This is a genomic window from Pseudomonas putida (assembly GCA_029953615.1).
GTDB lineage: Bacteria > Pseudomonadota > Gammaproteobacteria > Pseudomonadales > Pseudomonadaceae > Aquipseudomonas.
Genome location: CP124529.1, coordinates 4,196,756 through 4,221,951 on the forward strand (window position 1 = coordinate 4,196,756; position 25,196 = coordinate 4,221,951).

17 protein-coding genes and 5 pseudogenes are annotated in these 25,196 nt (G+C 63.7%); 11 read left to right on the plus strand and 11 right to left on the minus strand.

The annotated features are described in order from the left end of the window. Positions 1 to 4: 4 nt before the first annotated feature. Positions 5 to 3,455: pseudogene (mfd, locus tag QIY50_19255) on the minus strand (transcription-repair coupling factor). Between the two features lie 167 nt (positions 3,456 to 3,622). On the opposite strand from mfd, the gene QIY50_19260 reads away from it, so the two are divergent. The 3 genes from QIY50_19260 to sthA all read left to right on the plus strand — a co-directional run bounded on the left by QIY50_19260 (position 3,623) and on the right by sthA (position 7,892). Then, complete coding sequence (locus QIY50_19260; GenBank protein ID WGV19481.1) at positions 3,623 to 5,086, plus strand: glyceraldehyde-3-phosphate dehydrogenase; 1,464 nt, start codon at positions 3,623 to 3,625, stop codon at positions 5,084 to 5,086. Between the two features lie 210 nt (positions 5,087 to 5,296). After that, the gene (locus QIY50_19265; GenBank protein ID WGV19482.1) at positions 5,297 to 6,295 is read left to right on the plus strand and encodes an FAD:protein FMN transferase; all 999 of its coding nucleotides are present in this window, start codon (positions 5,297 to 5,299) and stop codon (positions 6,293 to 6,295) included. Positions 6,296 to 6,497: 202 nt separating this feature from the next. Further along, positions 6,498 to 7,892, plus strand: a complete 1,395-nt coding sequence (gene sthA, locus QIY50_19270) for a Si-specific NAD(P)(+) transhydrogenase (GenBank protein ID WGV19483.1) — start codon at positions 6,498 to 6,500, stop codon at positions 7,890 to 7,892. 42 nt (positions 7,893 to 7,934) lie between these two features. Here sthA and QIY50_19275 read toward each other — a convergent pair whose 3' ends face one another. Continuing rightward, a complete protein-coding gene (locus QIY50_19275; protein ID WGV19484.1) occupies positions 7,935 to 8,657 on the minus strand; it encodes a glycerophosphodiester phosphodiesterase in 723 nt (240 codons plus the stop codon). Between the two features lie 31 nt (positions 8,658 to 8,688). Next, a complete protein-coding gene (locus QIY50_19280) occupies positions 8,689 to 9,273 on the minus strand; it encodes a PilZ domain-containing protein (protein ID WGV19485.1) in 585 nt (194 codons plus the stop codon). A 93-nt stretch (positions 9,274 to 9,366) separates the two neighbouring features. Here QIY50_19280 and QIY50_19285 point away from each other — a divergent pair, with 93 nt between their 5' ends. From QIY50_19285 to QIY50_19295, 3 genes and pseudogenes are all read left to right on the plus strand, one after another. After that, positions 9,367 to 10,617 (plus strand): lipoprotein-releasing ABC transporter permease subunit, encoded by a 1,251-nt coding sequence (locus tag QIY50_19285; GenBank protein ID WGV19486.1) that lies wholly within the window; start codon positions 9,367 to 9,369, stop codon positions 10,615 to 10,617. Between the two features lie 7 nt (positions 10,618 to 10,624). Next, the gene (lolD, locus tag QIY50_19290) at positions 10,625 to 11,308 is read left to right on the plus strand and encodes a lipoprotein-releasing ABC transporter ATP-binding protein LolD (protein ID WGV19487.1); all 684 of its coding nucleotides are present in this window, start codon (positions 10,625 to 10,627) and stop codon (positions 11,306 to 11,308) included. Between the two features lie 60 nt (positions 11,309 to 11,368). After that, a pseudogene (locus QIY50_19295) lies at positions 11,369 to 12,611 on the plus strand (lipoprotein-releasing ABC transporter permease subunit). Between the two features lie 181 nt (positions 12,612 to 12,792). Here the strand turns inward: QIY50_19295 and QIY50_19300 are convergent. Together QIY50_19300 and cinR are read right to left on the minus strand one after the other, a co-directional pair. Beyond that, a pseudogene (locus QIY50_19300) lies at positions 12,793 to 14,146 on the minus strand (heavy metal sensor histidine kinase). Continuing rightward, entirely contained in the window at positions 14,143 to 14,823 is a 681-nt protein-coding gene (cinR, locus tag QIY50_19305) for a two-component system response regulator CinR (protein ID WGV19488.1), read from the minus strand. The pseudogene QIY50_19300 and the gene cinR overlap by 4 nt, the downstream one beginning before the upstream one ends. A 270-nt stretch (positions 14,824 to 15,093) precedes the next feature. Between cinR and queF the strand changes: the two genes are divergently transcribed. Continuing rightward, positions 15,094 to 15,924, plus strand: coding sequence for an NADPH-dependent 7-cyano-7-deazaguanine reductase QueF (gene queF / locus QIY50_19310; protein WGV19489.1), 831 nt, complete (start codon positions 15,094 to 15,096; stop codon positions 15,922 to 15,924). A 32-nt stretch (positions 15,925 to 15,956) separates the two neighbouring features. Here the strand turns inward: queF and QIY50_19315 are convergent, their stop codons facing one another. Then, positions 15,957 to 16,220: a DUF4404 family protein gene (locus QIY50_19315; GenBank protein ID WGV19490.1), complete on the minus strand. Its 264-nt coding sequence runs from the start codon at positions 16,218 to 16,220 to the stop codon at positions 15,957 to 15,959. 122 nt (positions 16,221 to 16,342) lie between these two features. Further along, positions 16,343 to 16,909, minus strand: a complete 567-nt coding sequence (locus QIY50_19320; GenBank protein ID WGV19491.1) for a phosphonoacetaldehyde phosphonohydrolase-related protein — start codon at positions 16,907 to 16,909, stop codon at positions 16,343 to 16,345. A gap of 199 nt (positions 16,910 to 17,108) precedes the next feature. Between QIY50_19320 and QIY50_19325 the strand changes: the two genes are divergently transcribed. The 3 genes from QIY50_19325 to QIY50_19335 all read left to right on the plus strand — a co-directional run bounded on the left by QIY50_19325 (position 17,109) and on the right by QIY50_19335 (position 19,931). Further along, positions 17,109 to 17,816, plus strand: coding sequence for a VacJ family lipoprotein (locus QIY50_19325; protein ID WGV19492.1), 708 nt, complete (start codon positions 17,109 to 17,111; stop codon positions 17,814 to 17,816). A 454-nt stretch (positions 17,817 to 18,270) separates the two neighbouring features. Continuing rightward, complete coding sequence (locus tag QIY50_19330) at positions 18,271 to 19,452, plus strand: SpoIIE family protein phosphatase (GenBank protein ID WGV23094.1); 1,182 nt, start codon at positions 18,271 to 18,273, stop codon at positions 19,450 to 19,452. Continuing rightward, positions 19,449 to 19,931, plus strand: a complete 483-nt coding sequence (locus tag QIY50_19335) for an STAS domain-containing protein (protein WGV19493.1) — start codon at positions 19,449 to 19,451, stop codon at positions 19,929 to 19,931. The genes QIY50_19330 and QIY50_19335 overlap by 4 nt, the downstream gene beginning before the upstream one ends. A gap of 168 nt (positions 19,932 to 20,099) precedes the next feature. On the opposite strand, the gene QIY50_19340 is transcribed toward QIY50_19335, so the two are convergent. The 3 genes from QIY50_19340 to dusA all read right to left on the minus strand — a co-directional run bounded on the left by QIY50_19340 (position 20,100) and on the right by dusA (position 24,491). Beyond that, positions 20,100 to 21,950 carry an alkaline phosphatase D family protein gene (locus tag QIY50_19340; GenBank protein WGV19494.1) on the minus strand — a complete coding sequence of 617 codons (1,851 nt, stop codon included), beginning with the start codon at positions 21,948 to 21,950 and terminating at the stop codon, positions 20,100 to 20,102. Positions 21,951 to 22,157: 207 nt separating this feature from the next. Beyond that, positions 22,158 to 23,084, minus strand: coding sequence for a transaldolase (gene tal / locus QIY50_19345; protein ID WGV19495.1), 927 nt, complete (start codon positions 23,082 to 23,084; stop codon positions 22,158 to 22,160). Between the two features lie 396 nt (positions 23,085 to 23,480). Next, complete coding sequence (gene dusA, locus QIY50_19350) at positions 23,481 to 24,491, minus strand: tRNA dihydrouridine(20/20a) synthase DusA (protein WGV19496.1); 1,011 nt, start codon at positions 24,489 to 24,491, stop codon at positions 23,481 to 23,483. Positions 24,492 to 24,596: 105 nt separating this feature from the next. Between dusA and QIY50_19355 the strand changes: the two are divergent. Continuing rightward, positions 24,597 to 24,868: pseudogene (locus QIY50_19355) on the plus strand (site-specific integrase). Positions 24,869 to 25,064: 196 nt separating this feature from the next. Here the strand turns inward: QIY50_19355 and QIY50_19360 are convergent. After that, positions 25,065 to 25,196: pseudogene (locus tag QIY50_19360) on the minus strand (catalase).

Genomic DNA, 25,196 nt, shown 5'->3' on the forward strand with positions numbered 1-25,196 from the left:
TTCCTTAGGCAGGCTGTGGGGTCAGGCGCTCGAACAGCGCCTCCAGGGTATTGAAGCGTTCGTCGGGGCGTTCCATCGGCACCAGGAAGCGGAACTGGGTGGCGCCTTCGAACTTGTAGCGTTTGGGCTGGCCCTGGATCAGCTTGATCAGGGTCAGTGGATCGACCGGGGTCTCGGCCTCGAACTCGAGCTTGCCGCCGTTCGGGCCGGCGTCGACTTTCTTGATGCCGAGCTTTGTCCGCGTGCAGCTTGAGCGAGGTCAGGCGCATCAGGTTCTTGGTCGGCTCGGGCAGCAGGCCGAAACGGTCGATCATCTCCACCTGCAGGTCCTTGAGGCCTTCTTCGTCGGCGGCCGAGGCAATGCGCTTGTACAGGATCAACCGCGCATGCACGTCGGGCAGATAGTCCTCCGGGATCAGTGCCGGGAGGCGCAGGTTGATCTCCGGGCCGCCGCCCAGCGGCTGCTCAAGGTTCGGCTGGGTGCCTTTGCGGATCGCCTTGACCGCGCGTTCGAGCATTTCCATGTACAGGGTAAAGCCCACCGCCTGGATCTGCCCGCTCTGGCCTTCGCCCAGCAGCTCGCCGGCGCCGCGAATCTCCAGGTCGTTGGTGGCCAGCACGAAGCCGGCACCGAGGTCCTGGGTGTTGGCGATTGCCTCCAGGCGCTTTTCGGCGTCGGCGCTGACCTTCTGCCGGGTTGGCGTCAGCAGGTAGGCGTAGGCCTGGTGGTGGCTACGGCCAACCCGGCCGCGCAGCTGGTGCAGCTGGGCCAGGCCGAACTTGTCGGCGCGCTCGATGACGATGGTGTTGGCGCTGGGCACGTCGATGCCGGTTTCGATGATGGTCGAGGCCACCAGCACGTTGAAGCGCTTGTGGTAGAAGTCGCTCATCACCTGTTCCAGTTCGCGCTCGCGCATCTGCCCGTGGCCGATGCCGATGCGCGCCTCGGGCACCAGTTCGGCAAGGTCGGCGGCGCATTTCTCGATGGTTTTCACATCGTTGTGCAGGTAGTACACCTGGCCACCGCGCAGCAGCTCCCGCAGCAGCGCCTCCTTGACCGTGCTCTTGTTCTGCTCCATGACGAAGGTGCGTACCGACAGGCGGCGTGCCGGCGGCGTGGCGATGATCGACAGGTCGCGCATGCCAGCCACCGCCATGTTCAGCGTACGCGGGATCGGCGTGGCGGTGAGGGTGAGGATGTCCACCTCGCTGCGCAGGGCCTTGAGCTGTTCCTTCTGGCGTACGCCAAAGCGGTGCTCTTCGTCGATGATGGCCAGCCCCAGGTCCTTGAAGCGTACATCGTCCTGCAGCAGCTTGTGGGTGCCGATGAGGATGTCGATCTTGCCTTCGGCAAGGTCTGCGGCGGCGGCGGCCACTTCCTTGGCCGACTTGAAGCGGCTCATCACTTCCACGGTCACAGGCCAGTCGGCGAAGCGGTCGCGGAAGCTGTTGTAGTGCTGCTGGGCGAGCAGGGTGGTAGGTACCAGCACGGCCACCTGGCGGCCGCTGTGCACGGCGATGAACGCTGCGCGCATGGCCACTTCGGTCTTGCCGAAGCCCACGTCGCCGCACACCAGGCGGTCCATCGGTTTGGGTGCCAGCATGTCGGCGCGCACGGCTTCGATGGCCGCTTGCTGGTCCGGGGTTTCCTCGAACGGGAAGCCGGCGCTGAAGGTGGCATAGTCGGCGGACGGGTCGGCAAAGGCATAGCCCTTGCGTGCGGCGCGGCGGGCATAGATGTCGAGCAGTTCGGCAGCCACGTCGCGTACCTGTTCGGCAGCCTTGCGCTTGGCCTTCTGCCAGGCTTCCGAGCCCAGCCGGTGCAACGGTGCCAGGGCATCGTCGCTGCCGGTGTAGCGGGCAATCAGGTGCAGGTTGGCTACCGGCACGTACAGTTTGGCGCCCTCGGCATATTCCAGGGTAAGGAATTCGGCGGCCTGGCCGTCGATTTCCAGGGTGGCCAGGCCCAGGTAGCGGCCCACGCCATGGTCGATATGCACTACCGGCGCGCCTTCGCGCAGCTCGGTCAGGTTCTTGATCACCGCGTCGTTGGCGGTTTCGCCACGCTTGTCGCGGCGCCGACGCTGCATGACCCGCTGGCCGAACAGCGGGCTTTCGGCGATCAGGGCAATACCTGGGTCGTCCAGCAGCAGGCCCTCGTCCAGTGGGGCGATGGTGATTGCCAGGCGCTCGCTGCCGGTGATGAAGTCGGCCCAGCCGTCGACGGTGTGCGGGCGCAGTTTCAGTCGATCGAGCAGCTCCAGCAGCACCTCGCGGCGGCCCGCCGATTCGGCGGTGAACAGCACCCGGCCGGGGAACTGGTCGAGGAAGTTGGCCAGTTCGGCCAAAGGCTGGCTGGCCTTGGCCTCGATTGCCAGGTTGGGCAGGGTGCGTGCCGGGAAGCGTTCGCGCCCCACGCCCGGGTCGAGGTCTTCGCTGCTGACCACTACCCGTGGCCATTGCTTGAGCCGGGCAAAACAGTCTTCCACGGGCAGGAACAGCTCGGCCGGCGGCAACAGCGGCCGGCTCAGGTCGCCACGGCGGTCTTCATACCGCCCGCGCACGTCGTTCCAGAAGTGTTCGGCGGCCTGTTCCACGCCGGGCAGCGAGAACACCTGGGTGTCGGCCGGCAGGTAGTCGAACAGGGTCGAGGTTTCTTCGAAGAACAACGGCAGGTAGTACTCGATGCCGGCGGGGATGATGCCGCTGGCCAGGTCCTGGAAGATCGCGCTGCGGCGGAAGTCGACGTCGAAGCGTTCGCGAAAGCGCGCCTTGAAGCGGGTCACTTCTTCTTTCTGCATCGGGAATTCGCGCGCCGGCAGCAGGCGCACCGAATCCACCTTGTCGATCGAGCGCTGGGTCTCGGGGTCGAAGGTACGCAGTGTTTCGATCTCGTCATCGAACAGGTCGATGCGGTAGGGCAGCTTGCTGCCCATCGGAAACAGGTCGATCAACGCGCCGCGTACGGCGAACTCGCCATGCTCGTAGACCGTGTCGACACAGCGGTAGCCGCTGGCCTCCAGGCGCAGGCGCATCTGCTCCACGTCGATGGTCTGGCCCACGTCCAGCACCAGGCTGCTGCCCAGCAGGAAACGGGTCGGCGCCAGGCGGTGCAGGGCGGTGGTGACCGGCACCACGAGGATGCCGTGGCTCAGCTCTGGCAGGCGGTAGAGGCTGGCGATGCGCTGGGAAATGATGTCCTGGTGCGGCGAGAACAGGTCGTAGGGCAGGGTTTCCCAATCGGGGAACGGCAGCACCGGCAGGTCCGGGGCAAAGAAACGAAGTTCCTGTTCCAGACGATCGGCACCCTGGCTGTCGGCAGTCAGCAGCAGAGTGAAGCGGCCCGCGCTGCTGGCGGCCTCGGCGATGGCCAGGCTGAGGGCGGCACCGGGTAGATTGCCCCAGGTTTGTTTGCCGGCCGTGGCCGACATTTGCGGTAGGCGCAGAACTGACACGGGAGATTGCACTCCAAGCGTTGCGGCAAAGAGAGTGATTGTACCGGTGACGGTGCCGGCTGTCAGGCTCGAAAGGGCATGAACGCTGGCTTGCATGGCCGCGACAGGCGCTCATTGCCCGTAACGCATTGGGGCGTCATAATGTAGCCCCTTTTTTCTGTCCCTACATGTGGAAGGTTCCCGTGACTCAGAAGCCCGACCAGTGTCTTGGTGAGTGGATCGATCGTGAAGCCCTGGCTGAAGCGATGATCCCGCTTATCGGTCAGCTCTACCGCAACAACAACGTGGTGAGCTCGATTTATGGCCGTAGCCTGATCAACCGTTCGGTTATCTCGATCCTCAAGGCGCACCGCTTTGCGCGTCATCGTCAAGCCGACGAAACCGAACTGTCCGTCCACGAGACATTCCCCCTGCTCAAGGCCATGAGCGAGCTGAAACTGGGCGCCGCTTCGGTCGACCTGGGCAAGCTGGCCAACAAGTTCAAGCAGGAAGGCAATGGCCGTACTGCCGAGCAGTTCGTCCGTGAAGAACTGGCCGAGGTGGTTGGCCAGCAGAACGCTTCGGCGCGCAAAGGTACCGACGTTGTCCTGTACGGCTTCGGCCGCATTGGCCGCCTGCTGGCGCGCATCCTGATCGAGAAGACCGGTGGTGGCGACGGCCTGCGCCTGCGCGCCATCGTCGTGCGCAAGGGCGCCGAGAACGACCTGGTCAAACGTGCCAGCCTGCTGCGCCGTGACTCGGTGCACGGTCCGTTCGATGGCACCATCACCATCGACGAAGCCAACAACACCATCACCGCCAATGGCAACCTGATCCAGGTTATCTACGCCAAGAGCCCGAGCGAAGTCGACTACACCCAGTACGGCATCGACAACGCGCTGATCGTCGACAACACCGGCGTATGGCGTGATGCCGACGGCCTGGGCCAGCACCTGGCCTGCCCGGGCGCTGCCCGCGTTATCCTCACCGCACCTGGCAAGGGCGCGCTGAAGAACATCGTGCACGGCATCAACCACGGTGACATCGCTGCCGATGACAAGATCATTTCGGCCGCTTCCTGCACCACCAACGCCATCGTGCCGGTGCTCAAGGCCATCAACGACCAGTACGGCATCGTCAATGGCCACGTCGAAACCGTTCACTCGTTCACCAACGACCAGAACCTGATCGACAACTTCCACAAGGGCAGCCGCCGTGGCCGTGCCGCGCCGCTGAACATGGTCATCACCGAAACCGGCGCCGCCACCGCTGCCGCCAAGGCACTGCCAGTGCTGAAGGGCAAGCTGACCGGCAACGCCATTCGCGTTCCGACGCCGAACGTTTCGATGGCCATCCTCAACCTGAACCTCGAGAAGGCCACCAGCCGCGACGAGATCAACGAGTACCTGCGCCAGACCGCCATGCACTCGGAACTGCACAAGCAGATCGATTACGTCAGCTCGCAGGAAGTGGTTTCGACCGATTTCGTCGGTTCCCGCCACGCCGGTGTTGTCGATGCCGAAGCCACCATCTGCAACGACAACCGCGTTGTTCTGTACGTCTGGTACGACAACGAATTCGGTTACAGCTGCCAGGTGGTTCGCGTGATGGAAGAAATGGCCGGTGTGAACCCGCCAGCGTTTCCACGCTGATACGCTTGTAAGGCAATGAAAAAACGGGAACCTTCGGGTTCCCGTTTTTTTTCGCCTGATCACCCGATCTGGCTTCTACTGTGTCTGTACTGGCCCTTTCGCGGGCATGCCCGCTCCCACAGGGATATCACTGTCCCTGGCAGCAGTGATGCCTCTGTGGGAGCGGGCGTGCCCGCGAAAGGGCCGGTGCAGACAATCGAGATCTCGATATTGCGTGTATTACTTTGCTTCTTGCTCATGCTGCTCACCGCCTGCGACCAGGGCCCCACCCTGGAGCGCCTGGGCGGCCCGACCATGGGCAGCAGTTACAGCATCCAGTACGTCCGTGAGCCCGGCGGCCCGGCGCCGGAGCAGGTGCAAGCAGCGGTCGAAACCATCCTGCATGACATCGACCAGCACTACTCGACCTACCGCGGCGACTCCACCGTCAGCCTGTTCAACCAGTTGCCCGCCAACCAGTGCCTGGCCCTGCCGCCCGACATGCTCGAACTGGTCAGCCTTGGTCAGCACCTGGCCGAGCAGAGCGATGGCGTCTTCGATCTCACCGTCGAGCCCTTGCTCGACCTGTGGGGCTTCGGTCCCCAGGCCCGTCACGAGCAGGTGCCCGACCCGTTGGCCCTGGCCCGGGTGCGCCAGCGCGTGGGTTACCGGCACTTGCACATCAAGGGCCAGGCCCTGTGCAAGGACGCCCCGGTGCAGCTCGACTTCAACAGTATCGCCGCCGGCCATGCCGTCGACCTGATCGCCGCGCGCCTCCAGGCCATGGGCGTGGCCAGCTTTGTCGCCGAAGCCACCGGCGAGCTCAAGGCCGTCGGCCGCAAGCCCGATGGCAGCCCTTGGCGCATCGCCCTGGAGCTGCCCCGCGAAGACCGCCAGATTGCTCGCCATATCATTGCGGTCAATGGCCTTTCAGTATCGACCTCGGGTGACTATCGGCACTATTTCGAGCAGAATGGCCGGCGCTATTCGCACACCTTCGATGCCCGCCTCGGGCGCCCGGTGCAGCACGACCTGGCCGCGGTCACCGTGCTCGATGCCTCGGCGCTGCAGGCCGACGGTTATTCGACGCTGCTGTTGATCCTCGGCCCGGAACGGGGCTGGGATTTTGCCGTGGCGCATGGCCTGGCCGCGGTATTGGTGACTCGGGCCGAGGGTGGCTTCGTCTCCCGAGCTACGCCCGCATTCGAACGGGCAGTGAAAGGCGAGTGAAAGCGCAAGCAGGGATGATCGCCGCCAGGGAATGGTTCACACATGTAGTGCGGGCAAAATTGGCCTACGACGCGACCAAGGGTTAATGTGCGCGGCGTTCACGCTTGATTAGACTGCACCCGAATTTTCTCATGACGCCCCGGCGGCATGATCGCGCCCCGCGAGCGACCGTGGCTTGCGGGCCAGTTCTGAAGGAGTACGCATGGCTGTCTACAACTACGACGTAGTGGTGCTGGGTTCCGGCCCGGCCGGAGAAGGCGCGGCAATGAACGCCGCCAAAGCAGGGCGCAAGGTGGCGATGGTCGATAGCCGTCGTCAGGTCGGGGGCAACTGCACCCACCTGGGCACCATCCCGTCCAAGGCACTGCGTCACTCGGTGCGGCAGATCATGCAGTTCAACACCAACCCGATGTTCCGTGCCATCGGTGAGCCGCGCTGGTTCTCGTTCCCGGACGTGCTGAAAAGCGCCGAGAAGGTCATCGCCAAGCAGGTAGCATCGCGCACTGGCTACTATGCCCGTAACCGCGTCGACGTCTTCGTCGGCACCGGCAGCTTCGCCGACGAGCAAACCGTCGAAGTGGTCTGCCCGAACGGTGTGGTCGAGAAGCTCAACGCCAAGCACATCATTATCGCCACCGGCTCGCGCCCTTACCGTCCGGCCGACATCGACTTCCACCACCCGCGTGTCTACGACAGCGACACCATCCTCAGCCTCAGCCATACCCCACGCAAGCTGATCGTGTACGGTGCCGGCGTGATCGGTTGCGAATACGCCTCGATCTTCAGCGGCCTGGGTGTATTGGTAGAGCTGGTTGACAACCGTGGCCAGCTGCTGAGCTTCCTCGACTCGGAAATTTCCCAGGCGCTGAGCTACCACTTCAGCAACAACAACATCACCGTGCGCCACAACGAAGAGTATGAGCGCGTCGAAGGCCTGGATAACGGGGTGATCCTGCACCTGAAGTCGGGCAAGAAGATCAAGGCCGACGCCTTGCTGTGGTGCAACGGTCGTACCGGCAACACCGACAAGCTGGGCCTGGAAAACATCGGTATCAAGGTCAACAGCCGTGGCCAGATCGAGGTCGACGAGGCCTACCGCACCAGCGTGCCGAACATCTACGGTGCCGGTGATGTGATCGGCTGGCCGAGCCTGGCCAGTGCCGCCCATGACCAGGGCCGCTCTGCCGCTGGCAGTATCGTGGATAACGGCAGCTGGCGCTTCGTCAATGACGTGCCGACCGGCATCTACACCATTCCGGAGATCAGCTCGATCGGCAAGAACGAGCAGGAACTGACCCAGGCCAAGGTGCCATACGAAGTGGGCAAAGCCTTCTTCAAGAGCATGGCCCGGGCGCAGATCGCCGGCGAGCCGCAAGGCATGCTGAAGATCCTGTTCCACCGCGAAACACTGGAAGTGCTGGGCGTACACTGCTTCGGCTACCAGGCTTCGGAAATCGTCCACATCGGCCAGGCCGTGATGAACCAGCCGGGCGAGCTGAACAACCTGAAGTACTTCGTCAACACCACGTTCAACTACCCGACCATGGCCGAAGCCTATCGGGTAGCTGCCTACGACGGCCTGAACCGGCTTTTTTGAGCGGCTCCGACCGGTGGCCTGAGCCGGTCGGAGAGACCGATTTCAACCCTGCCCGAGGGTGGTCTTGGCCAAACCGGGAAAGTCTGTAATCAGGCTGTCCACGCCAAAGTCGGCGAGCCGGCGCATCAGTGCCGGTTCGTTGACCGTCCACACCGACACGTGCAACCCCTGGGCCTGGGCTTTCAGCAGGCGCTCGGGGGTGCACAGTGTCCAGTTCAATGCCAGCAGTTCGCAGCCGTAGTTCTGGGCCACTTTCAGCGGGTCGAGCCAGGCGTATTCGGCCACCAGTCCGCGTTTGACGTCCGGCACCAGCTCCACAGCGGCACCCAGCACTTCGCGTGAACTGGAGGTGATGGTCACCTTGTCCAGCAGGCCGTACTGCTGGGCCAGTTCGCGTATCGCCAGCACGGTCGTGGCGGCACGGGTGCGCGAGGCGCTTTTCACCTCCAGCTGCCAGTGTTCGAACGGGCATTTCGCGAACAGTTCTTCCAGCCTCGGGATCGGGCAGGGCTGCACATGGCCTGGGCCGCCTTTGCGGGCATCGATCCTTACCAGCTCGGCGGCCGGGTGCTCGACCACCTTGCCGCGTTTGCCGGTAGTGCGCTTCAGGGTGGGGTCATGGATTACCATCAGCTCGTTGTCGGCCGACAGGTGCAGGTCCAGCTCGCAGCGGGTCACGCCATGGGCGAGGCACTGCCGGAAGCTGGTCAGGGTATTCTCGGGCGCTTCGCCCTTGGCGCCACGATGGCCGTAGATCAGGGTCACGTTCGTTCCTTCAAATCAGGGAAAAATAGGCTCAGCAGGCGGGGTCGTTCTGTTCCAGCTGCTGGCGCCGTTGTTGTTGCTGGCGCTGCAGGATGTGGCGGGCCAGCAGTTGCCGTTGGGCGTCGGTCATGTCGATGAATTCGGTGCCGACCTCGAAGCCGCCCTCCGGGTGCGGGTCGCAATGGGTGACCTTGCCGCGCAGCAGCAGGCCATGGGCACGTGGCATCAGCACCATCTTCAACTTCACCCGGGTGCCGGGGGCAACCGCTGTGGCTTGCGCGAATTCGATGCCGCCCTCGGAGATGATCACTGGCTGGGGCTGACCGACTTCGCCGATCAGGGTCTGGGCAACCACCGCGCTAAGCAGATCGAGGCGTTTGTTCTGCGCGCGCAGGAAGGCGGCGAGGGTGCGGTCCTTTTCGCTCAGCTGGCGCAGCAGGTGCTGCGACTCGAAGTCGGACAGGTGCAGTTCGCTGAGCAGGTTGAATAATGGCGAATCATCTTGCAACACATCTGCGTCAAGGGCTTCGGCCGCGCTGAGGGGGCTGATTTGAAGTGCGATCTGATCTTCGATGCGGTAGTATTCGCGGCGATCTTCTTCGTCTAATGTCGTCATGGCGAACCCAAGGTAGCGGCGGTGGTCCGAGTGTAAAGCCGCCGTAGGCGCCTCGCCACAAGGACGTTCCCTTTCATCCGAACAAGCCCCGACATGTTCAGACCTCTTTTCGCATTCATCGGCACGCGTTATACCCGTGCCAAACGTCGCAATCACTTCGTCTCGTTCATTTCCCTGACCTCGATGATCGGCCTCGCCCTGGGCGTGGTGGTGATGATCGTGGTGCTGTCGGTCATGAACGGTTTCGACCACGAGATGCGTACCCGTGTGTTGGGCATGATCCCCCATGCAACGCTGGAGAGCGGCCAGCCCATTGCCGACTGGCCGGCCCTTGCCCAACAAGTAAAGCAGAATCCGCAGGTGGTGGCGGTTGCGCCCTTCACCCAGATGCAGGGCCTGCTGACCCATGAAGGCAAGGTGCAGAAGGTGCTGCTAAACGGCATCGACCCGGCCCGCGAGCGCGAGGTGTCGATCATCGACAAGTTCCTCCTGCAAGGCCGCCTCGACCAGCTGGCACCCGGCGAGTGGGGCATCATGATCGGCGACAAGGCCGCGGCCAAGCTGGGCGTGGGCATCGGCGACAAGCTCACCTTCGTCGCCCCCGAGGTAAGTGTGACCCCGGCCGGCATGTTCCCGCGCATGAAGCGCTTTACCGTGGTCGGTACCTTCCACGTGGGCGCGGGCGAGATCGACGGCTACCTGGGGCTCACCAACATCAGCGACCTGTCCCGCCTGCACCGCTGGAAGCCCGACCAGGTCCAGGGCCTGCGTCTGAAGTTCGACGACCTGTTCCAGGCGCCGCGGGTGGCCTGGGACATCGCCCAGCGCCTGGGTGACCAGGAGTTCTACAGCCGTGACTGGACCCGAACCCACGGCAACCTGTACCAGGCGATCCGCATGGAGAAGGCCATGATCGGCCTGCTGCTGTTGCTGATCGTGGCGGTGGCGGCGTTCAACATCATTTCCACCCTGGTGATGGTGGTCAACGACAAGCGGGGCGACATCGCCATCCTGCGTACCCTGGGCGCCACACCTGGGCAGATCATGCTGATCTTCATGGTCCAGGGCACGGTGATAGGGGTGATCGGTACCCTGATCGGCGCTGTGGTCGGGATCGTCGCCGCGCTGAACGTGAGTGCGGTGATCGCCGGCATCGAGAAACTGATCGGGCACAAGTTCCTCAACGCCGACGTCTACTTCATCGATTACCTGCCGTCGCAGATCCAGGCCCAGGATGTGTACATGGTCTGTGGTGCGGCGCTGGTCCTGAGTTTCTTCGCCACCCTGTACCCGGCCTGGCGTGCGGCCCGCACCCAGCCTGCAGAGGCGCTACGTTATGAGTGAGTCGCGCATGAGTGATAAAGCCGTTCTGAGTTGCCGCAACCTGGGCAAGTCCTACGACGAGGGCCCGGAGTCGGTGCAGGTGCTGTCCGGGCTCAACCTCGAGCTGCACGCCGGTGAGCGGGTAGCTATCGTCGGTAGCTCCGGCTCGGGCAAGAGTACCTTGCTCAACCTGCTGGGCGGCCTCGACCGGCCGTCCCAGGGCAGCGTCTGGCTGGCCGGTGAGGAGCTGTCGGCACTGGGCGAGCGTGCCCGTGGCCTGCTGCGCAACCGTGAGCTGGGCTTTGTCTACCAGTTCCACCACCTGCTGCCGGAATTCACCGCCATCGAGAACGTGTGCATGCCGTTGCTGATCGGGCGTACACCCATCCCCGAGGCCCGTGAACGTGCAGAGGCACTGCTCAAGCGCGTGGGCCTGGCCCACCGCTTCAACCACAAGCCGGCCGAGCTGTCCGGTGGTGAACGCCAGCGGGTGGCGATTGCCCGGGCACTGGTCAACCGCCCCGGCCTGGTCATGCTCGACGAGCCGACCGGCAACCTCGACCACCACACCGCCCAGGGCATCCAGGAGTTGATGCAGGAACTGTCCAGCGCGTCGCGCACGGCGTTCCTGGTAGTCACCCACGACCTCAACCTGGCGCGCCAGATGGACCGTGTATTGAAGCTCGACGACGGCCACCTGGTGGCGATCTGATCGACTGCACGGGGTGGCCTGTGCCGCCCCGTTTTCCTGTTTTCATTGGGTGTTTCCGTAATGTTCAGACCCTTGCCCATTTTCATCGGCGCGCGCTACACCCGAGCCAAGCGCCGCAACCACTTCATCTCGTTCATTTCGATGACCTCGATGATCGGCCTGTCGCTGGGCGTGCTGGCGATGATCGTGGTGCTGTCGGTGATGAATGGCTTCCAGCGTGAAATGAGCTCGCGCATCCTCGGCCTGGTGCCGCATGCCGCCATCCTCGGCGTGCAGCCGCTGGACGACTGGCACAAGGTGGCCGAGGCGGCCATGCGCGACCCGGCGGTGATGGCGGCGGCGCCGATTACCGAAATGGAAGGCATGCTGTCGTACAAGGGCGCGATGCAGCCGATCCAGGTCGGCGGTATCGACCCGGTAGAAGAGGGCAAGGTTTCGATCGTCGGCCAGCACATCGTCCAGGGCCGCTTGCAGGACTTGCAGCCGGGTGAGTTCGGCGTGGTCATCGGTGAGCTGACGGCGCGGCGCTTCCGCCTGAACACTGGCGACAAACTGACGCTGATCGTGCCGGAAATCAGCAAGGAGCCGGGCGGCATCACCCCGCGCATGCAGCGCCTGACCGTGGTCGGCATCTTCAAGGTCGGCGCCGAGCTGGATGGCTCGCAGGCATACATTCACGTGGCCGATGCTGGCGCCATGCAGCGCTGGGCGCCGGGCCAGGTGCAGGGCGTGCGCCTGAAACTGCACGACCTGTATGCCGCACCGCAGGTGTCCAAGGCCATCGCTGCCGGGCTGGGCGATGCCTACCGTGCCGATGACTGGTCGCATACCCAGGGCAGCCTGTTCAGCGCCATGAAGATGGAAAAGACCATGATTGGCCTGCTGCTGATGATGATCATCGCGGTGGCCGCGTTCAACATCATCGCTACCCCTGGTGATGGTGGTGAACGACAAGGGGCCGGACATTGCCATCCTGCGCACGTTGGGCGCCACGCCGGCGCAGATCATGGGCACGTTCATGGTCCAGGGCAGCCTGATCGGCATTGTCGGCACGCTGATCGGTGGCGTGCTGGGGGTGATCGCCGCGTTCAACGTCAGCCAGATCGTCGGTTGGCTGGAGCGGGTGAGCGGGCAGCACATCTTCACTTCGGATGTGTACTTCGTCAGCAGCTTGCCGTCGCAGCTGCAGTGGGGCGATGTGGCGATCATCTGCACGGCCGGGTTGGTGATGAGTTTCCTGGCGACCATTTACCCGGCGTATCGCGCGTCGCAGGTGCAGCCGGCCATAGGCCTGGCGGTTTGAGTAACAGCTGAGGGCCTCATCGCCGGCAAGCCAGCTCCCACAAGTACAGCGCATGCCTTGGGCTTGATGCGATCCTGTGGGAGCGGGCATGCCCGCGAAGAAGGCACCGCGATGCATGGCACGGGCTTCGCCCGTGTTCGCGGGCAAGCCCGCTCCCACAGGGATCGTGCCAGCCCCGATGTCACTGGTCTTCAGTGAAATCGATCACGAAACGCGTCCATCCGTCCGCACACTCCGCCCTGATGCGCCCACCATGGGCCTGCACGATCGACCGGGTAATCGCCAGCCCCAACCCTGCATGCTCGCTACTGCCTTCACGCCGCGCCGGGTCCACCCGGTAAAACCGGTCAAACAACCGCGGTAAAGCAGCGGCTTCGATAGACGCCCCGGTGTTGGCCACGCTAACCCTCGGCCCAGGCTCCAGCGTTACCCGTATCTGCCCACCCGCCGGGGTAAAGCGCAAGGCATTGTCCAGCAAGTTCGACAGCGCGCGGCGCAGCATATGCCGGTCGCCCTGCAGCAGCGCCTCACCCTCGCGCAACATCTGCACACCGCTGTCCTCGGCCAGCGGTGCGTAGTACTCCAGCAGCGCATCCACCTCGTCATGCAGCACCAGCGGGGTTTGCCCCGGGCACCAGCAGGCCATGGTCGGCCTTGGCCAGGAACAGCATGTCGTTGATCATCTGGGCCATCCATTGCAGCTCCTCGAGGTTGCCGTGCAGGGCTTCGCGGTACTCCTCGAGGCTGCGGGGGCGGGTGAGGGTGACCTGGGTGTGGGTCAGCAGGTTGGACAGCGGCGTGCGCAGTTCGTGGGCGATGTCGGCAGAGAATGCCGACAGCCGCTGGAAGGCATCGTCCAGGCGCTGCAGCATGGCGTTCATGGCTGCCGCCAGCTCGGCCAGCTCTTCGGGCATCTGTGCCACCGGCAGGCGGGTGGTGAGCGAGCGCGCCGATACGCTGGCCGCCACCTGGCCCATCTGCCGCAACGGGCGCAGCCCGCGGCGTGCGGCCCAGGCACCGAGCAACGCCGTGGCCAGCGCCGACAGGCCCACCGTCAGCCAGATCAGCCGTTGCATGCCCTGCAGGAAGTGCTGGTGATGGGTGATGTCGAGGTACAGGGTCAGTTGTGGCGACTTCGCGGTGCCTTGTGCCAGGTGCACGGCCAGGCTGCGGTAGTCGGTGCCTTGCGCATGCAGGGTGGCCAACCCGTCGGGCAGCGGTGCCTGCGGCAGGCCTGTGCGGCTTTCGAACCAGCTGGCGCCGTCGCTGCCGCTGATGCGCAGGGCCAGGTCGGCCTGGTGGCCCAGTTCATCGCGCAGTGCGGGCAGGCGCGTCTGCAGTTCGGCCGGGGTGGTGATGCCGGCCAGCTGGGTGCGGAACAGCGACAGGCGCGAGTCCAGCAGCTGCTGGTCCAGTTCGATGAAGTGCTGTTCACTGGCCCGGCTGAATATCAGGCCGGCGCCAAGCGAGACAGCTGCGGTGCAGGCGGCGAACAGCAGGGCTAGGCGGCTGCCGAGGGAGACCTGGCGCATCACTCCACGCGCTCTTCGAGTACATAGCCCATGCCGCGTACGGTATGGATCAGCTTGTTGGGGTGCGGGTCGTCGATCTTCAGGCGCAGGCGGCGGATCGCCACTTCGATCACATTGGTGTCGCTGTCGAAATTCATGTCCCACACCTGCGAGGCGATCAGCGATTTGGGCAGTACCTCGCCCTGGCGGCGCAGCAGCAGTTCAAGCAGGGCGAACTCCTTGGCGGTCAGGTCGATGCGCTGGCCGGCGCGCTCGGCGCGGCGGCGGATCAGGTCCAGGCGCAGGTCGGCCAGACCCAGGGTGGTGTCCTGGCTGGGGCTGCTGCCCCGGCGTAGCAGGCTGCGCACCCGGGCCAGCAGTTCGGAGAAGGCGAACGGCTTGACCAGGTAATCATCGGCGCCCAGCTCCAGGCCATGCACCCGGTCTTCCACGGCATCGCGGGCGGTAAGGAACAGCACCGGAGTGTCCAGGCCGGCCTGGCGCACGGCCTGGAGGATCTGCCAGCCGTCACGGTCGGGCAGCATCACGTCGAGAATCAGCAGGTCGTGGTCGCCGGTCAGGGCGAGGAACTGGCCGGTCTCGCCGTCGGTGGCCAGTTCGGTGGCGAAGCCGGCCTCGTTCAGGCCCTGGCTCAGATACTGGCCGGTGCGGGCCTGGTCTTCGACGATCAGCAGTTTCATTAAGTGGCATAGCTCCAGGTGGCAGCGCGGGAACCTGTGGGAGCGGGCGTGCCCGCGAAGCATGCGACGCGGTGTGTGGCACCGGCTTCGCCGGTGTTCGCGGGCAAGCCCGCTCCCACAGTTATAGCGCAGGGCTTTGGCCGGGATGATACGTGACGATGCACCCGCCCGCCCCAAACTGACGAAGATGTAATCCCGCTGACTTGCGCTCCAAGGTGCGGTGCAAAACCGGTAGACTAGGAACAATTTCGAACCTTCAGGTCAGTTTCCATGCATCCCGCTGCCGAACATTCCCCGCTGGGCAAGTCCAGCGAATACATTGCCACCTATTCCCCGGAGCTGCTGTTCCCGATACCGCGTACCGCCAAGTGGGCCGAGCTGGGCGTTACCGCCCAGACCTTGCCGTGGCAGGGTGTGGATTACTGGAACTGTTTCGAGCTGAGCTGGCTGCTGCCGTCGGGCAAGCCGGTGGTGGCGATCGGCGAGTTCGCCATCCCCGCCGATTCGCCGAACATCATCGAGTCCAAGTCGTTCAAGCTGTACCTGAACTCGTTGAACCAGACAGTGTTCGCCTCGCCTGGCGAGTTGCAGGCGTGCCTGGAGAAAGACCTGTCCGCTGCCGCCGGCAAGCCGGTGGGCGTGAAGGTGCGCACCCTGGCCGAGGTCGAGGCACACGGCGTGGTGGGCTTGCCGGGGCAGTGCATCGATGAGCTGGACGTTGCCATCAGCAACTACGAGCAGCCACAGCCAGAGCTGCTGCGCTGCAACCCGGAGCAGCAGGTGGAAGAAACCCTGCACAGCCACCTGCTGAAATCCAACTGCCCGGTCACCGGCCAGCCGGACTGGGGCAGCGTGGTGGTCGAGTACAAGGGCAGGGCGCTGGACCATGCCAGCCTGCTGACCTACCTGATCAGCTTCCGCCAGCATGCCGACTTCCACGAGCAGTGTGTGGAGCGGATCTACCTGGACTTGAAGAACCTGCTGCAGCCGGAGCATCTGACGGTGTATGCGCGTTATGTGCGCCGGGGTGGGCTGGATATCAACCCGTATCGCAGCACGGGGGCGATCAGCCCGGAGAACCGGCGCCTGGTTCGGCAGTAAAGTATTGGGGCCGCAAAGCGGCCCCGGTATTTCTAGATCCCCATGCTGTGCAGCGAGTTGGCAATGCTGCGCAGGGTGGCTGTGAGGTCGGGGTGATCGGCCTCGAAGCGTTCGATTGCCAGGTTCACGCCGTCCACCAGGTTATTGTCTGGCGTGGCTTCCTCAAGCTTCAGTTGCGCCTCGATCTGGCGCGCTTCTTCGTGCAGCGCGGCCAGCTCCTCGTCCGAAAGCGGCACGTTGCGATCCAGTTGCTCGCGCAAGCTGTTCAGGCGCTCTTGCAATTCGCGGGCAGGCATTGGCAGTTCTCCATCAATGGCTTGGCAAGCCATGGACCTCAGCGAAGCGGCAAAGGTTCTGGCTTGTCTTCAGCGTAATCCACCTGCCGTCGCTTTGCATGATCCGCGTCAAAGGTGCTGTGTCAGGGTTTTTCGCCCTTGCGCCGGCGCTGGGCGATGTCCTGCAGGCAGGTATCCAGTGCTTCCAGGTGGTCGATCACCGAGTGCGCGCCCAGGCTGAACAGTTCCAGCGTCGCCTTGCCACGGGCCAGGTCCTGTTCCTGTGGGCTCATGGCTTGCCATTGCCGCGAACTGCGGTCGCAGAACGGGCTGCAGGCGGCCAGCCCTACCGTCCACAACCCCGCGTTGAGGCCAGACTGCAGCAGGCGTGGGTCGCCGCTGACCAGCACACAGCCGTCCAGGCGTTCGCTGTCCAGCGTCATCAGGGCCTGCCAACAGGCGTTCGGCGCAGGCCAGCGCACGCCATTCACCGAATGCCCCGGCAGCCAGGAGGGCAATACGTGGGCCAGGCGCCTGCTTTGGCTAGCGTCGAGGTCGTCCAGCCAGATGCACGGCACCTGGCGCTGGCGCAGGCTGGCGAGGGTGGCCAGGGCCCCGGGGGCGGGCGCTGGCGCGCCACCCTTGGCGGCTTGCACCAGGCAGCCGCGCAAGCCGAACAGCACAGCGGTGAAGGCGGGTGCAGCGTCCATGGCAACTTCCCTCAAATAGTCCGCAGGCTATTCGGCGATTGTTACCAGCCTGTGACAGTGGGCGCCGCAACAGTTGTTCACAAATTATTGAACAGAGTTGTGTAAAGCTGTTTATCAGCCCGCAAGCCTCTATACTGCCGCCGTACAGCAGCGCGACCCGTTTGCGCTTGCGGCCGAGAAATTCGATGGAGAAACACCTATGCGTAGGATCGGTGCCAGTGTGATCGAACGAGTCACCCAGGCCTGTGTCTGCGCCAGCATGCTGCTGGCGCCCGTGGCAGCCACCCAGGCGGCCACCGAGGAAGATCCCTGGGAAGCGGTCAACCGCCCGATCTTCCGGTTCAACGATACCCTCGACACCTATGCCCTCAAGCCATTGGCCAAGGGCTACCAGGCGGTCACCCCGCAGTTCCTCGAAGATGGCATCCACAACATCTTCCGCAACCTGGGTGACGTGACCAACCTGGCCAACGACCTGCTGCAGTTCAAGCCCCATGCGGCGGGCGTGGACACGGCGCGGCTGATCGTCAACACCACCTTCGGCCTGGGCGGCTTCTTCGACGTGGGCACGAAGATGGGCCTGCAGCGCAACGACGAGGACTTCGGCCAGACCCTCGGCTACTGGGGCGTGCCGAGTGGCCCGTACGTGGTCATTCCGCTGCTGGGCCCGAGCACCGTGCGTGACGGCGTGGCCAAGTACCCGGACACCTACACCAAACCCTACCGCTACATCGACCATGTGCCGACGCGCAATTCGATCTTCGCCCTGGATATCATCGACACCCGCGCCGACCTGCTGTCGGCCGAGAAGCTGATCCAGGGTGACAAGTACATCTTCATACGCAACGCCTACCTGCAGAACCGCCAGTTCAAGGTCAATGATGGCGAGGTCGAAGACGACTTCTGATTGCTGTGCTGGCGTCATCGCCGGCAAGCCAGCTCCCCCGGGAATTGCACCTGCCTCAAGGTCGATACGGTCGGTGTGGGAGCCGGCTTGCCGGCGATGACGCCTGGGCAGGCGCTCCCAATCAATGCATTGCCAGGATCCGCAACCCGAACTTCTGGGGGCGTGTGGGGCATGCTGCATCCTTCCGATCGGGTTGCGCTGGTCGGCTTTCTTATAACTCCCGGTGATTTGCCCTGTAAAGTGCGGCGAGGTCGACCCTTGCATGCTTGAAACGCTTGGCGGATGGGAGTACCGTCTGCGCCTTACAAGGTAGCTCTCACAGTTGCCGGACAGTTGCCTGGCAGGTGTTCTTGTCCTACAACTCAAGTAGAGTGTGACCACAAAGAATTCCCGTAGCTGGCCGTCTGCCTTGCCGACACCGCTGCACCAACCCAAATCGGCGCCGTTCGCCCACATGCAGAAAACCAGTGCAACGCTGCTGATCATCGATGACGACGACGTGGTCCGTGCAAGCCTCGCCGCCTATCTTGAAGACAGTGGCTTCAGCGTCCTCCAGGCCGGCAATGGCCAGCAGGGGCTTCAGGTCTTCGAAGAACACCAGCCCGACCTCGTGATTTGCGATCTGCGCATGCCGCAGATGGGCGGCCTCGAACTGATCCGCCAGGTCAGCGAGCGCGCCCCGCAGTTGCCGGTGATCGTGGTGTCCGGTGCCGGCGTCATGAGCGATGCGGTGGAGGCGTTGCGCCTGGGCGCTGCCGACTACCTGATCAAGCCGCTGGAAGACCTGGCCGTGCTCGAGCATTCGGTGCGCCGCGCCCTTGACCGCTCGCGGCTGGTGCTGGAAAACCAGCGCTACCGCGACAAGCTCGAAGCCGCCAATCGCGAACTGGAGGCCAGCCTGCATCTGCTGCAGGAGGACCAGACCGCCGGTCGCCAAGTGCAGATGAACATGCTGCCGGAAAGCCCCTGGGTGGCCAGCGAGTTCGTTTTCGAGCACCAGATCATCCCGTCGTTGTACCTGTCGGGCGATTTTGTCGATTACTTCCGTGTGGACGAGCGGCGTATTGCCTTCTACCTCGCTGATGTTTCCGGGCACGGCGCGTCGTCGGCGTTTGTCACCGTGTTGTTGAAATTCATGACTACACGGCTGATGTTCGAGCTCAAGCGCAGCAGGATGCGTGAGTTCAAGCCCTCGGAAGTGCTCAGCCATATCAACCGCGGCCTGATCAACAGCAAGCTGGGCAAGCATGTCACCATGGTTGGCGGAGTGATCGACGAAGAGTCCGGCCTGCTGACCTACGCCGTTGGCGGCCATCTGCCGCTGCCGGTGCTGCACACCCCCGAGCACACCCGCTACCTGGAAGGCCGCGGCCTGCCGGTGGGGTTGTTCGACGAGGCCACCTACCAGGACCTGGTAGTGGAGCTGCCGCCGCGGTTCAGCCTCAGCCTGATGTCCGATGGCATTCTGGACCTTTTGCCGGGTGACACGCTCAAAGATAAAGAAACCGCCCTGCCGGAAATCGTCAGGGCAGCAGGTGGCAGCCTGGATGGGCTGCGTCAACGATTTGGATTGGCTACGCTTGGGGAGATGCCGGATGATATCGCCCTATTGGTGTTAAGCAGGAACCTTCAATGAGTACCGGTAGAATTCAGTTCGCCGAGCAGAGTGGTACCTTCGTCCTGAAATTCGTCGGTGAAGTGCGCCTGACCCTGTGTTCGGCGCTGGATGCGACGATCGAGAAGATTTTCACCGCGTTGAACTTCTCGGCGATTGTCATCGACCTGACCGAAACCGAAAGCATCGACAGCACTACCTTGGGCCTGCTGGCCAAGCTGTCGATCCTGTCGCGTCAGAAGGTGGGCCTGTTGCCGACCGTGGTTACCACCAACCCGGACATTTCCCGGTTGCTCCAGTCGATGGGCTTCGATCAGGTGTTCAACATCGTCGATCGGCCGATTCCGTGCCCGGAATGCCTGACCGACCTGCCGTCCCAGGACCAGAACGAAGACGTGGTGCGTTCCAAGGTGCTGGAGGCGCACAAGATCCTCATGGGCCTGAACGATTCCAACCGCGAAGCTTTCCATGACCTGGTCAGTGCGCTGGAGCGGACCTGATCTTCGGCCTGTACCGGCCTCTTCGCGGGTGAACCCGCTCCCACAGGTTATGCATCAGCCTTGAGTCATGCACTCTCCCTGCACTGCATTCGAAACCTGTGGTGATCCTGTGGGAGCGGGCGTGCCCGCGAAGAGGCCAGCAAGGCCAACACAAGCAATACCTGCCTATCACTCCCGCCGCGTAAACTCGGTCGCCTCACCCCCGCCCGCATCCAGCTGATACACCCGCGCCGGCCGCCCGTGTTCATCGAAGAACACCTGCCCCAGCCCCGCCCCATTCCATAACCGTTCGCCAGCCTTGCTATGGCTGGGCGTACGTGGCACCACCTCCATTTCCCGCCGCTTGGTAAACCAGTTGAGCGGCGAGCGCGGTGCATACAGCCAGCGGTTGAGCCGGTCGAGCACATCCAGCAGGCGCCGCGGGAATTCGTTCTTGATCCCGCTGCTGGTCACCTGCCACAGGTGTGGGCTGCGCTGGCGGTGGCGGATCAGCACTTCATAGACGAACGAGTAATGCACATCGCCGGACAGCACCACGTAGTGCCCCGGCGTGCGCGAATGGCGGAAGATGTTGAGAATGACCTGCGCTGCACCGCGGTGGGCCATCCAGTTCTCGGCATCCACCAGCAGCGGGTAGCCCAGCCAGCTGAACAGCTTCTGCACGGTCTCGATCAGCTTCACGCCAAAAATCGGCGCAGGCGACACGATGATCGCCGATGGGTGGTCCAGCAGTGCATGCTGCAACTCGCTCAGCGCTTCCCAGTCGAGCAGGCCGGACGGCTTGGCCAGGCTGCTTTCGCTGCGCCAGCGGCGGGTGCGGGTGTCCAGCACCAGCAAGGGCGGGTTGGTGGGCAGGCTGAACTGCCAGCCCTGGAAGCGCAGCAGTGCGCCGATCAGCTTATCCTGGGTCTGGCTGTTCAACGCCTGGCATTGCCCGACCAAGGGCTTGCAGCCCTGCGGGTCGTTACCCCAGGCCTGGCACAGCAGGTAGCCGAGCAGTGCATTGCCGATGATCCGCCGAGAGAAGGGGTGGCCGTAGGCGGTTTCTTCCCACTGCGCCGAGAGGTTCCAGTCGTCGGTGATGTCGTGGTCGTCGAAAATCATCAGGCACGGCAGGTGGGCCATCACCCGCGCTACCTGGCCGAGGTTGTCGGCAAACGCCTGGATCAGCGGCAGCTCCTGCCGGTAACGGGCCTGGCGCGGGGCGGTGAGCCCGTTGGGCATGTCCAGGTTTACCAGTTGCCAGGGCACCGGTGACCACACCAGCAGGTACATGGCCATGACTTCGGCGAAGGTCACCAGGTGGTTGTCGGCGTTGCTGGACGAGAAGATCGGCTTGCGCTTGCCGCCGAAAAAGCGCTCGCGCAGGGTCTCGTTGCGTTCCTGCGCCGGCAGCAGGTCGGCGCGGTGGTAATAGCAGGCCGGGTGTTGGTACAGCGCCTGGCTGTCGGGCACCACCGCGCCCTCCAGTTGCTCGTCGAACAGGCCCAGGCGCGCAATCAGGCCGTGGATGGCCCGCAGCATCGGGCCGGCGACATCGTCGGCATAGACCTGGTCGCCGGTCATCAGCAGCACGGCGGGGCGCTCTGCGGGTTTTTCGCAGCCCTGCAGCAGGCGGTCGGCGCACAGCAGGCCGTCGGCGGCCGGGAAATGCGGCTTGCGACAGGAACCATGCAGCAGGTGGTCGAGCCGATCGCGCAGTACCAGGCTTGGGCGCTGGGTGCCGCTGTAGAGCAAGTGCGGTGCCCAGTCGGCGATGCCCTGGCCATTGATGAGCAGGTCATAGTCGAGCAGTTGGTTGCAGGGCAGTGGCTGGGCGAAGTGGATATCCAGCAGGTGGATGAAGGCGTGCCGGCCCACCGCGACCACCTGGCAATCGACCCGGGCCTCGCTTGCCGGAAAGATGAATTCGGGTTGCAGTGGTTGCGTGGCGACCAGCCAGATGGCCAGGCGCTGGGGTTCCAGGCGGCGGAGTACCGGGCCAGCGAGTACGTGGGGCAATGGGGTAGGGGAGGTCATCGACAGCTCGGGGGGCTATGCGGGCCCTTTCGCGGGCACGCCCGCTCCCACAGGTATGGCGGCGCTTTCAAGCACTGTGGAGATCCCTGTGGGAGCGGGCGTGCCCGCGAAGAGGTCCGAGAAACAAATACACAACTATGACTCGGCAAAACAAAACGGGCGGAAAATGCTGAACACTTCCCGCCCGTCAGGCAAACCCGAAATGTATCAGGCCTTTTCAGCCATCAACTTCTCCAGCTTCTCCTGGTCCCGCGCGAACTGGCGAATACCCTCGGCCAGTTTCTCGGTACCCATGGCATCTTCGTTCATGGCCCAGCGGAACTGGCTTTCGTTCAGCGGCTGCTTGGGCTCGCCGGCATTGCCCGGCTTCAGCACCTGCGGCAAGTTACCTTGGTCGTCGCTGAGCTGCTGCAGCAGCTCTGGGCTGATGGTCAGGCGGTCGCAGCCGGCCAGCTGTTCGATCTGGCCGATATTACGGAAGCTGGCGCCCATGACCACAGTGTCGTAGCCGTTGGCCTTGTAGTAGTTGTAGATGCGAGTGACCGACTGCACGCCCGGGTCTTCGGCGCCCACGTATTCCTTGCCGGTGCTCTTCTTGTACCAGTCGTAGATACGGCCCACGAACGGCGAGATCAGGAACACCCCGGCATCGGCGCAGGCTTGGGCCTGGGCGAAGGAGAACAGCAGGGTGAGGTTGGTCTGGATGCCTTCCTTCTCCAGCTTTTCCGCGGCGCGGATGCCTTCCCAGGTGGAGGCCAGCTTGATCAGCACGCGGTCGCGGCCAACGCCAGCGGCTTCGTACAACTCGATCAGCTTGCGCGCCTTGGCCAGCAAGGCGGGTTCATCGAACGACAGGCGGGCATCCACCTCGGTGGAGATACGCCCCGGGATGACCTTGAGAATGCCCGAGCCCACGGCCACCGCGAACTTGTCGCAAGCCAGGTCAACATTACCCTTGGCATCGGCCTTGACCTGCTTGAGCAGCTCGGCGTAACCCGGGATGGCCGCAGCCTTGAGCAGCAGCGACGGGTTGGTGGTGGCATCGACCGGTTTCAGGCGGGTGATGGCGTCCAGGTCACCGGTGTCGGCGACCACGGTGGTGAACTGCTTGAGTTGTTCCAGCTTGGAGGTCATGGGCGTGCTCTGTCCTGTGCAATGACTCGACATTACCCGAGCCCCGACGGCCACTCAAGGGCCCGCGAAGCGCGGTGCGAAAGGTGAAGATTCGAGTCGCAAGCGGCCCCGAGGTTCCGCATGCACAAAAACGGCGTGCGCTGTCATGGCGACCGCTCGGCTTTTGTGGGAGCGGGCGTGCCCGCGAAGAATTCAACGCGGTGGCTGGCACCGGCTGCGCCGGTGTTCGCGGGCTCGCCCGCTCCCAAAGGTACCGCGAAATCTTGAGGGTCTGCGCCGTACCTGTGGGAGCCTGGCTTGCCGGCGATGGGCCGCAAAGCGGCCCCAAATCGCTTAACTGACTGGTATCAGTGCACGCTCGCTCCCACAGATAATGCGGCGCTTGTCAGGGCCGGGTTACCGCCCCTGCAACAGCTCCACCGCCTGGTCGAACACCGCCAACGGCTCCGCCGCCTTGTGAATGTCCGCCGACAGCAACTGGCGGAAGCGCCGCGCCCCCTTGAACCCTTGGGCCAGCCCCAGAATATGCCGGGTAACGTGGTGCATCGCGCCGCCACTTTCCATATGCGCGACAATATAAGGCCGCAACTGCGCCAGCGCCTCGCTGCGGCTGACCACCGCCGCCTCGCTGCCGAACAGCTGCTGGTCCACCTCCGCCAGCAGGTAAGGGTTGTGGTACGCCTCACGCCCCAGCATCACCCCATCGAAGGTTTCAAGGTGTGCCTGGCATTCGGCCAGGGTCTTGATCCCGCCGTTGAGCACGATCTCCAGGTCGGGGAAGTCCGCCTTCAACTGCGCTGCCACGTCATAGCGCAGCGGCGGGATCTCACGGTTCTCCTTCGGCGACAGCCCTTCCAGGATCGCGATGCGCGCATGCACGGTAAAACTCCGGCAACCTGCCTCGCGCACCTGGCCGACAAAGTCGCACAGCTCGGCGTAGCTGTCGCGGCCGTTGATACCGATGCGGTGCTTGACCGTCACCGGAGTCGATACCGCGTCACGCATGGCTTTCACGCAATCGGCCACCAGCGCCGGGTGGGCCATCAGGCAGGCGCCGATCATGTTGTTCTGCACCCGGTCACTCGGGCAGCCGACGTTGAGGTTGACCTCGTCGTAGCCAGCCTCCTCGGCCAGGCGGGCACAGGCGGCCAGGTCGGCCGGTACACTGCCGCCCAGTTGCAGCGCCAGCGGGTGCTCGGAGACGTCGTGGCGCAGGAAACGGTGGGCGTCGTTGTGCAGCAGGGCACCGGTGGTGACCATTTCGGTGTAGAGCAGGGTGTTTTTGGAAAGCAGGCGCAGGAAGAACCGGCAGTGGCGGTCTGTCCAGTCCATCATGGGTGCAACGCTGAAGCGGCGTGACGGCTCAGGGCGCGTGGTTTGTGGCTTTGAGGCTGATTCTAGGGGCATTCTGGTCTACGCATTGTTGTACCATTTTTCGGGAGTTTGGGGCGTTTTTGGCGTGACGGTAGTGCGATGTACCACCGCCAGCCACGCTTGTACCACCGGAAATCCATGGCAACGATCAGAGCAACGAAAAAGGCTGATGGAACGGTTAGCTATACCGTCCTGATCCGCCTCAAGAAAAAGGGTGTCCTATTCTACCAACAGTCCCAGATATTCGCCTGCAAGCAGGCTGCTCAAGCCTGGGCGAAGCGACGAGAGACCGAGTTGGCTGAGCCCGGCGTGATCGAACGCGCCAACCGTGGTGGCACGCAGTCAAGAACATGATCGATCGCTACCTGATGGAAGCCGAGAAAGCCCGGCCGCCGGGTAAGACGAAGCGGCAGGCCCCCTGGCTATCAAGAACAGTTACCCTGGCGAAGTGCACCGCTTTGGGTCTATCCGACTGGCAGGGTGGCCGCTTTCTGCCAAAAGCTGCCCTTCGTAAACAGACAAAAATCGGCCAAAAGTGGACTTCAGCTGAGCACAAATGAAGCACACTGGCGTGTTGTTGCCCACGTTGCCCCAGATGCCTTCTTAGGTGTAAGACTCCAACGCAAAACCGCGTGGGTCAGGTTCACCGAACCCTCGTTCACCAAACACCGTGGAGAAACGCAGGAGCATGGGGGGGTGTCTGCCAACAGACTGAAACAGCTTCGCGCTGGTGTACTT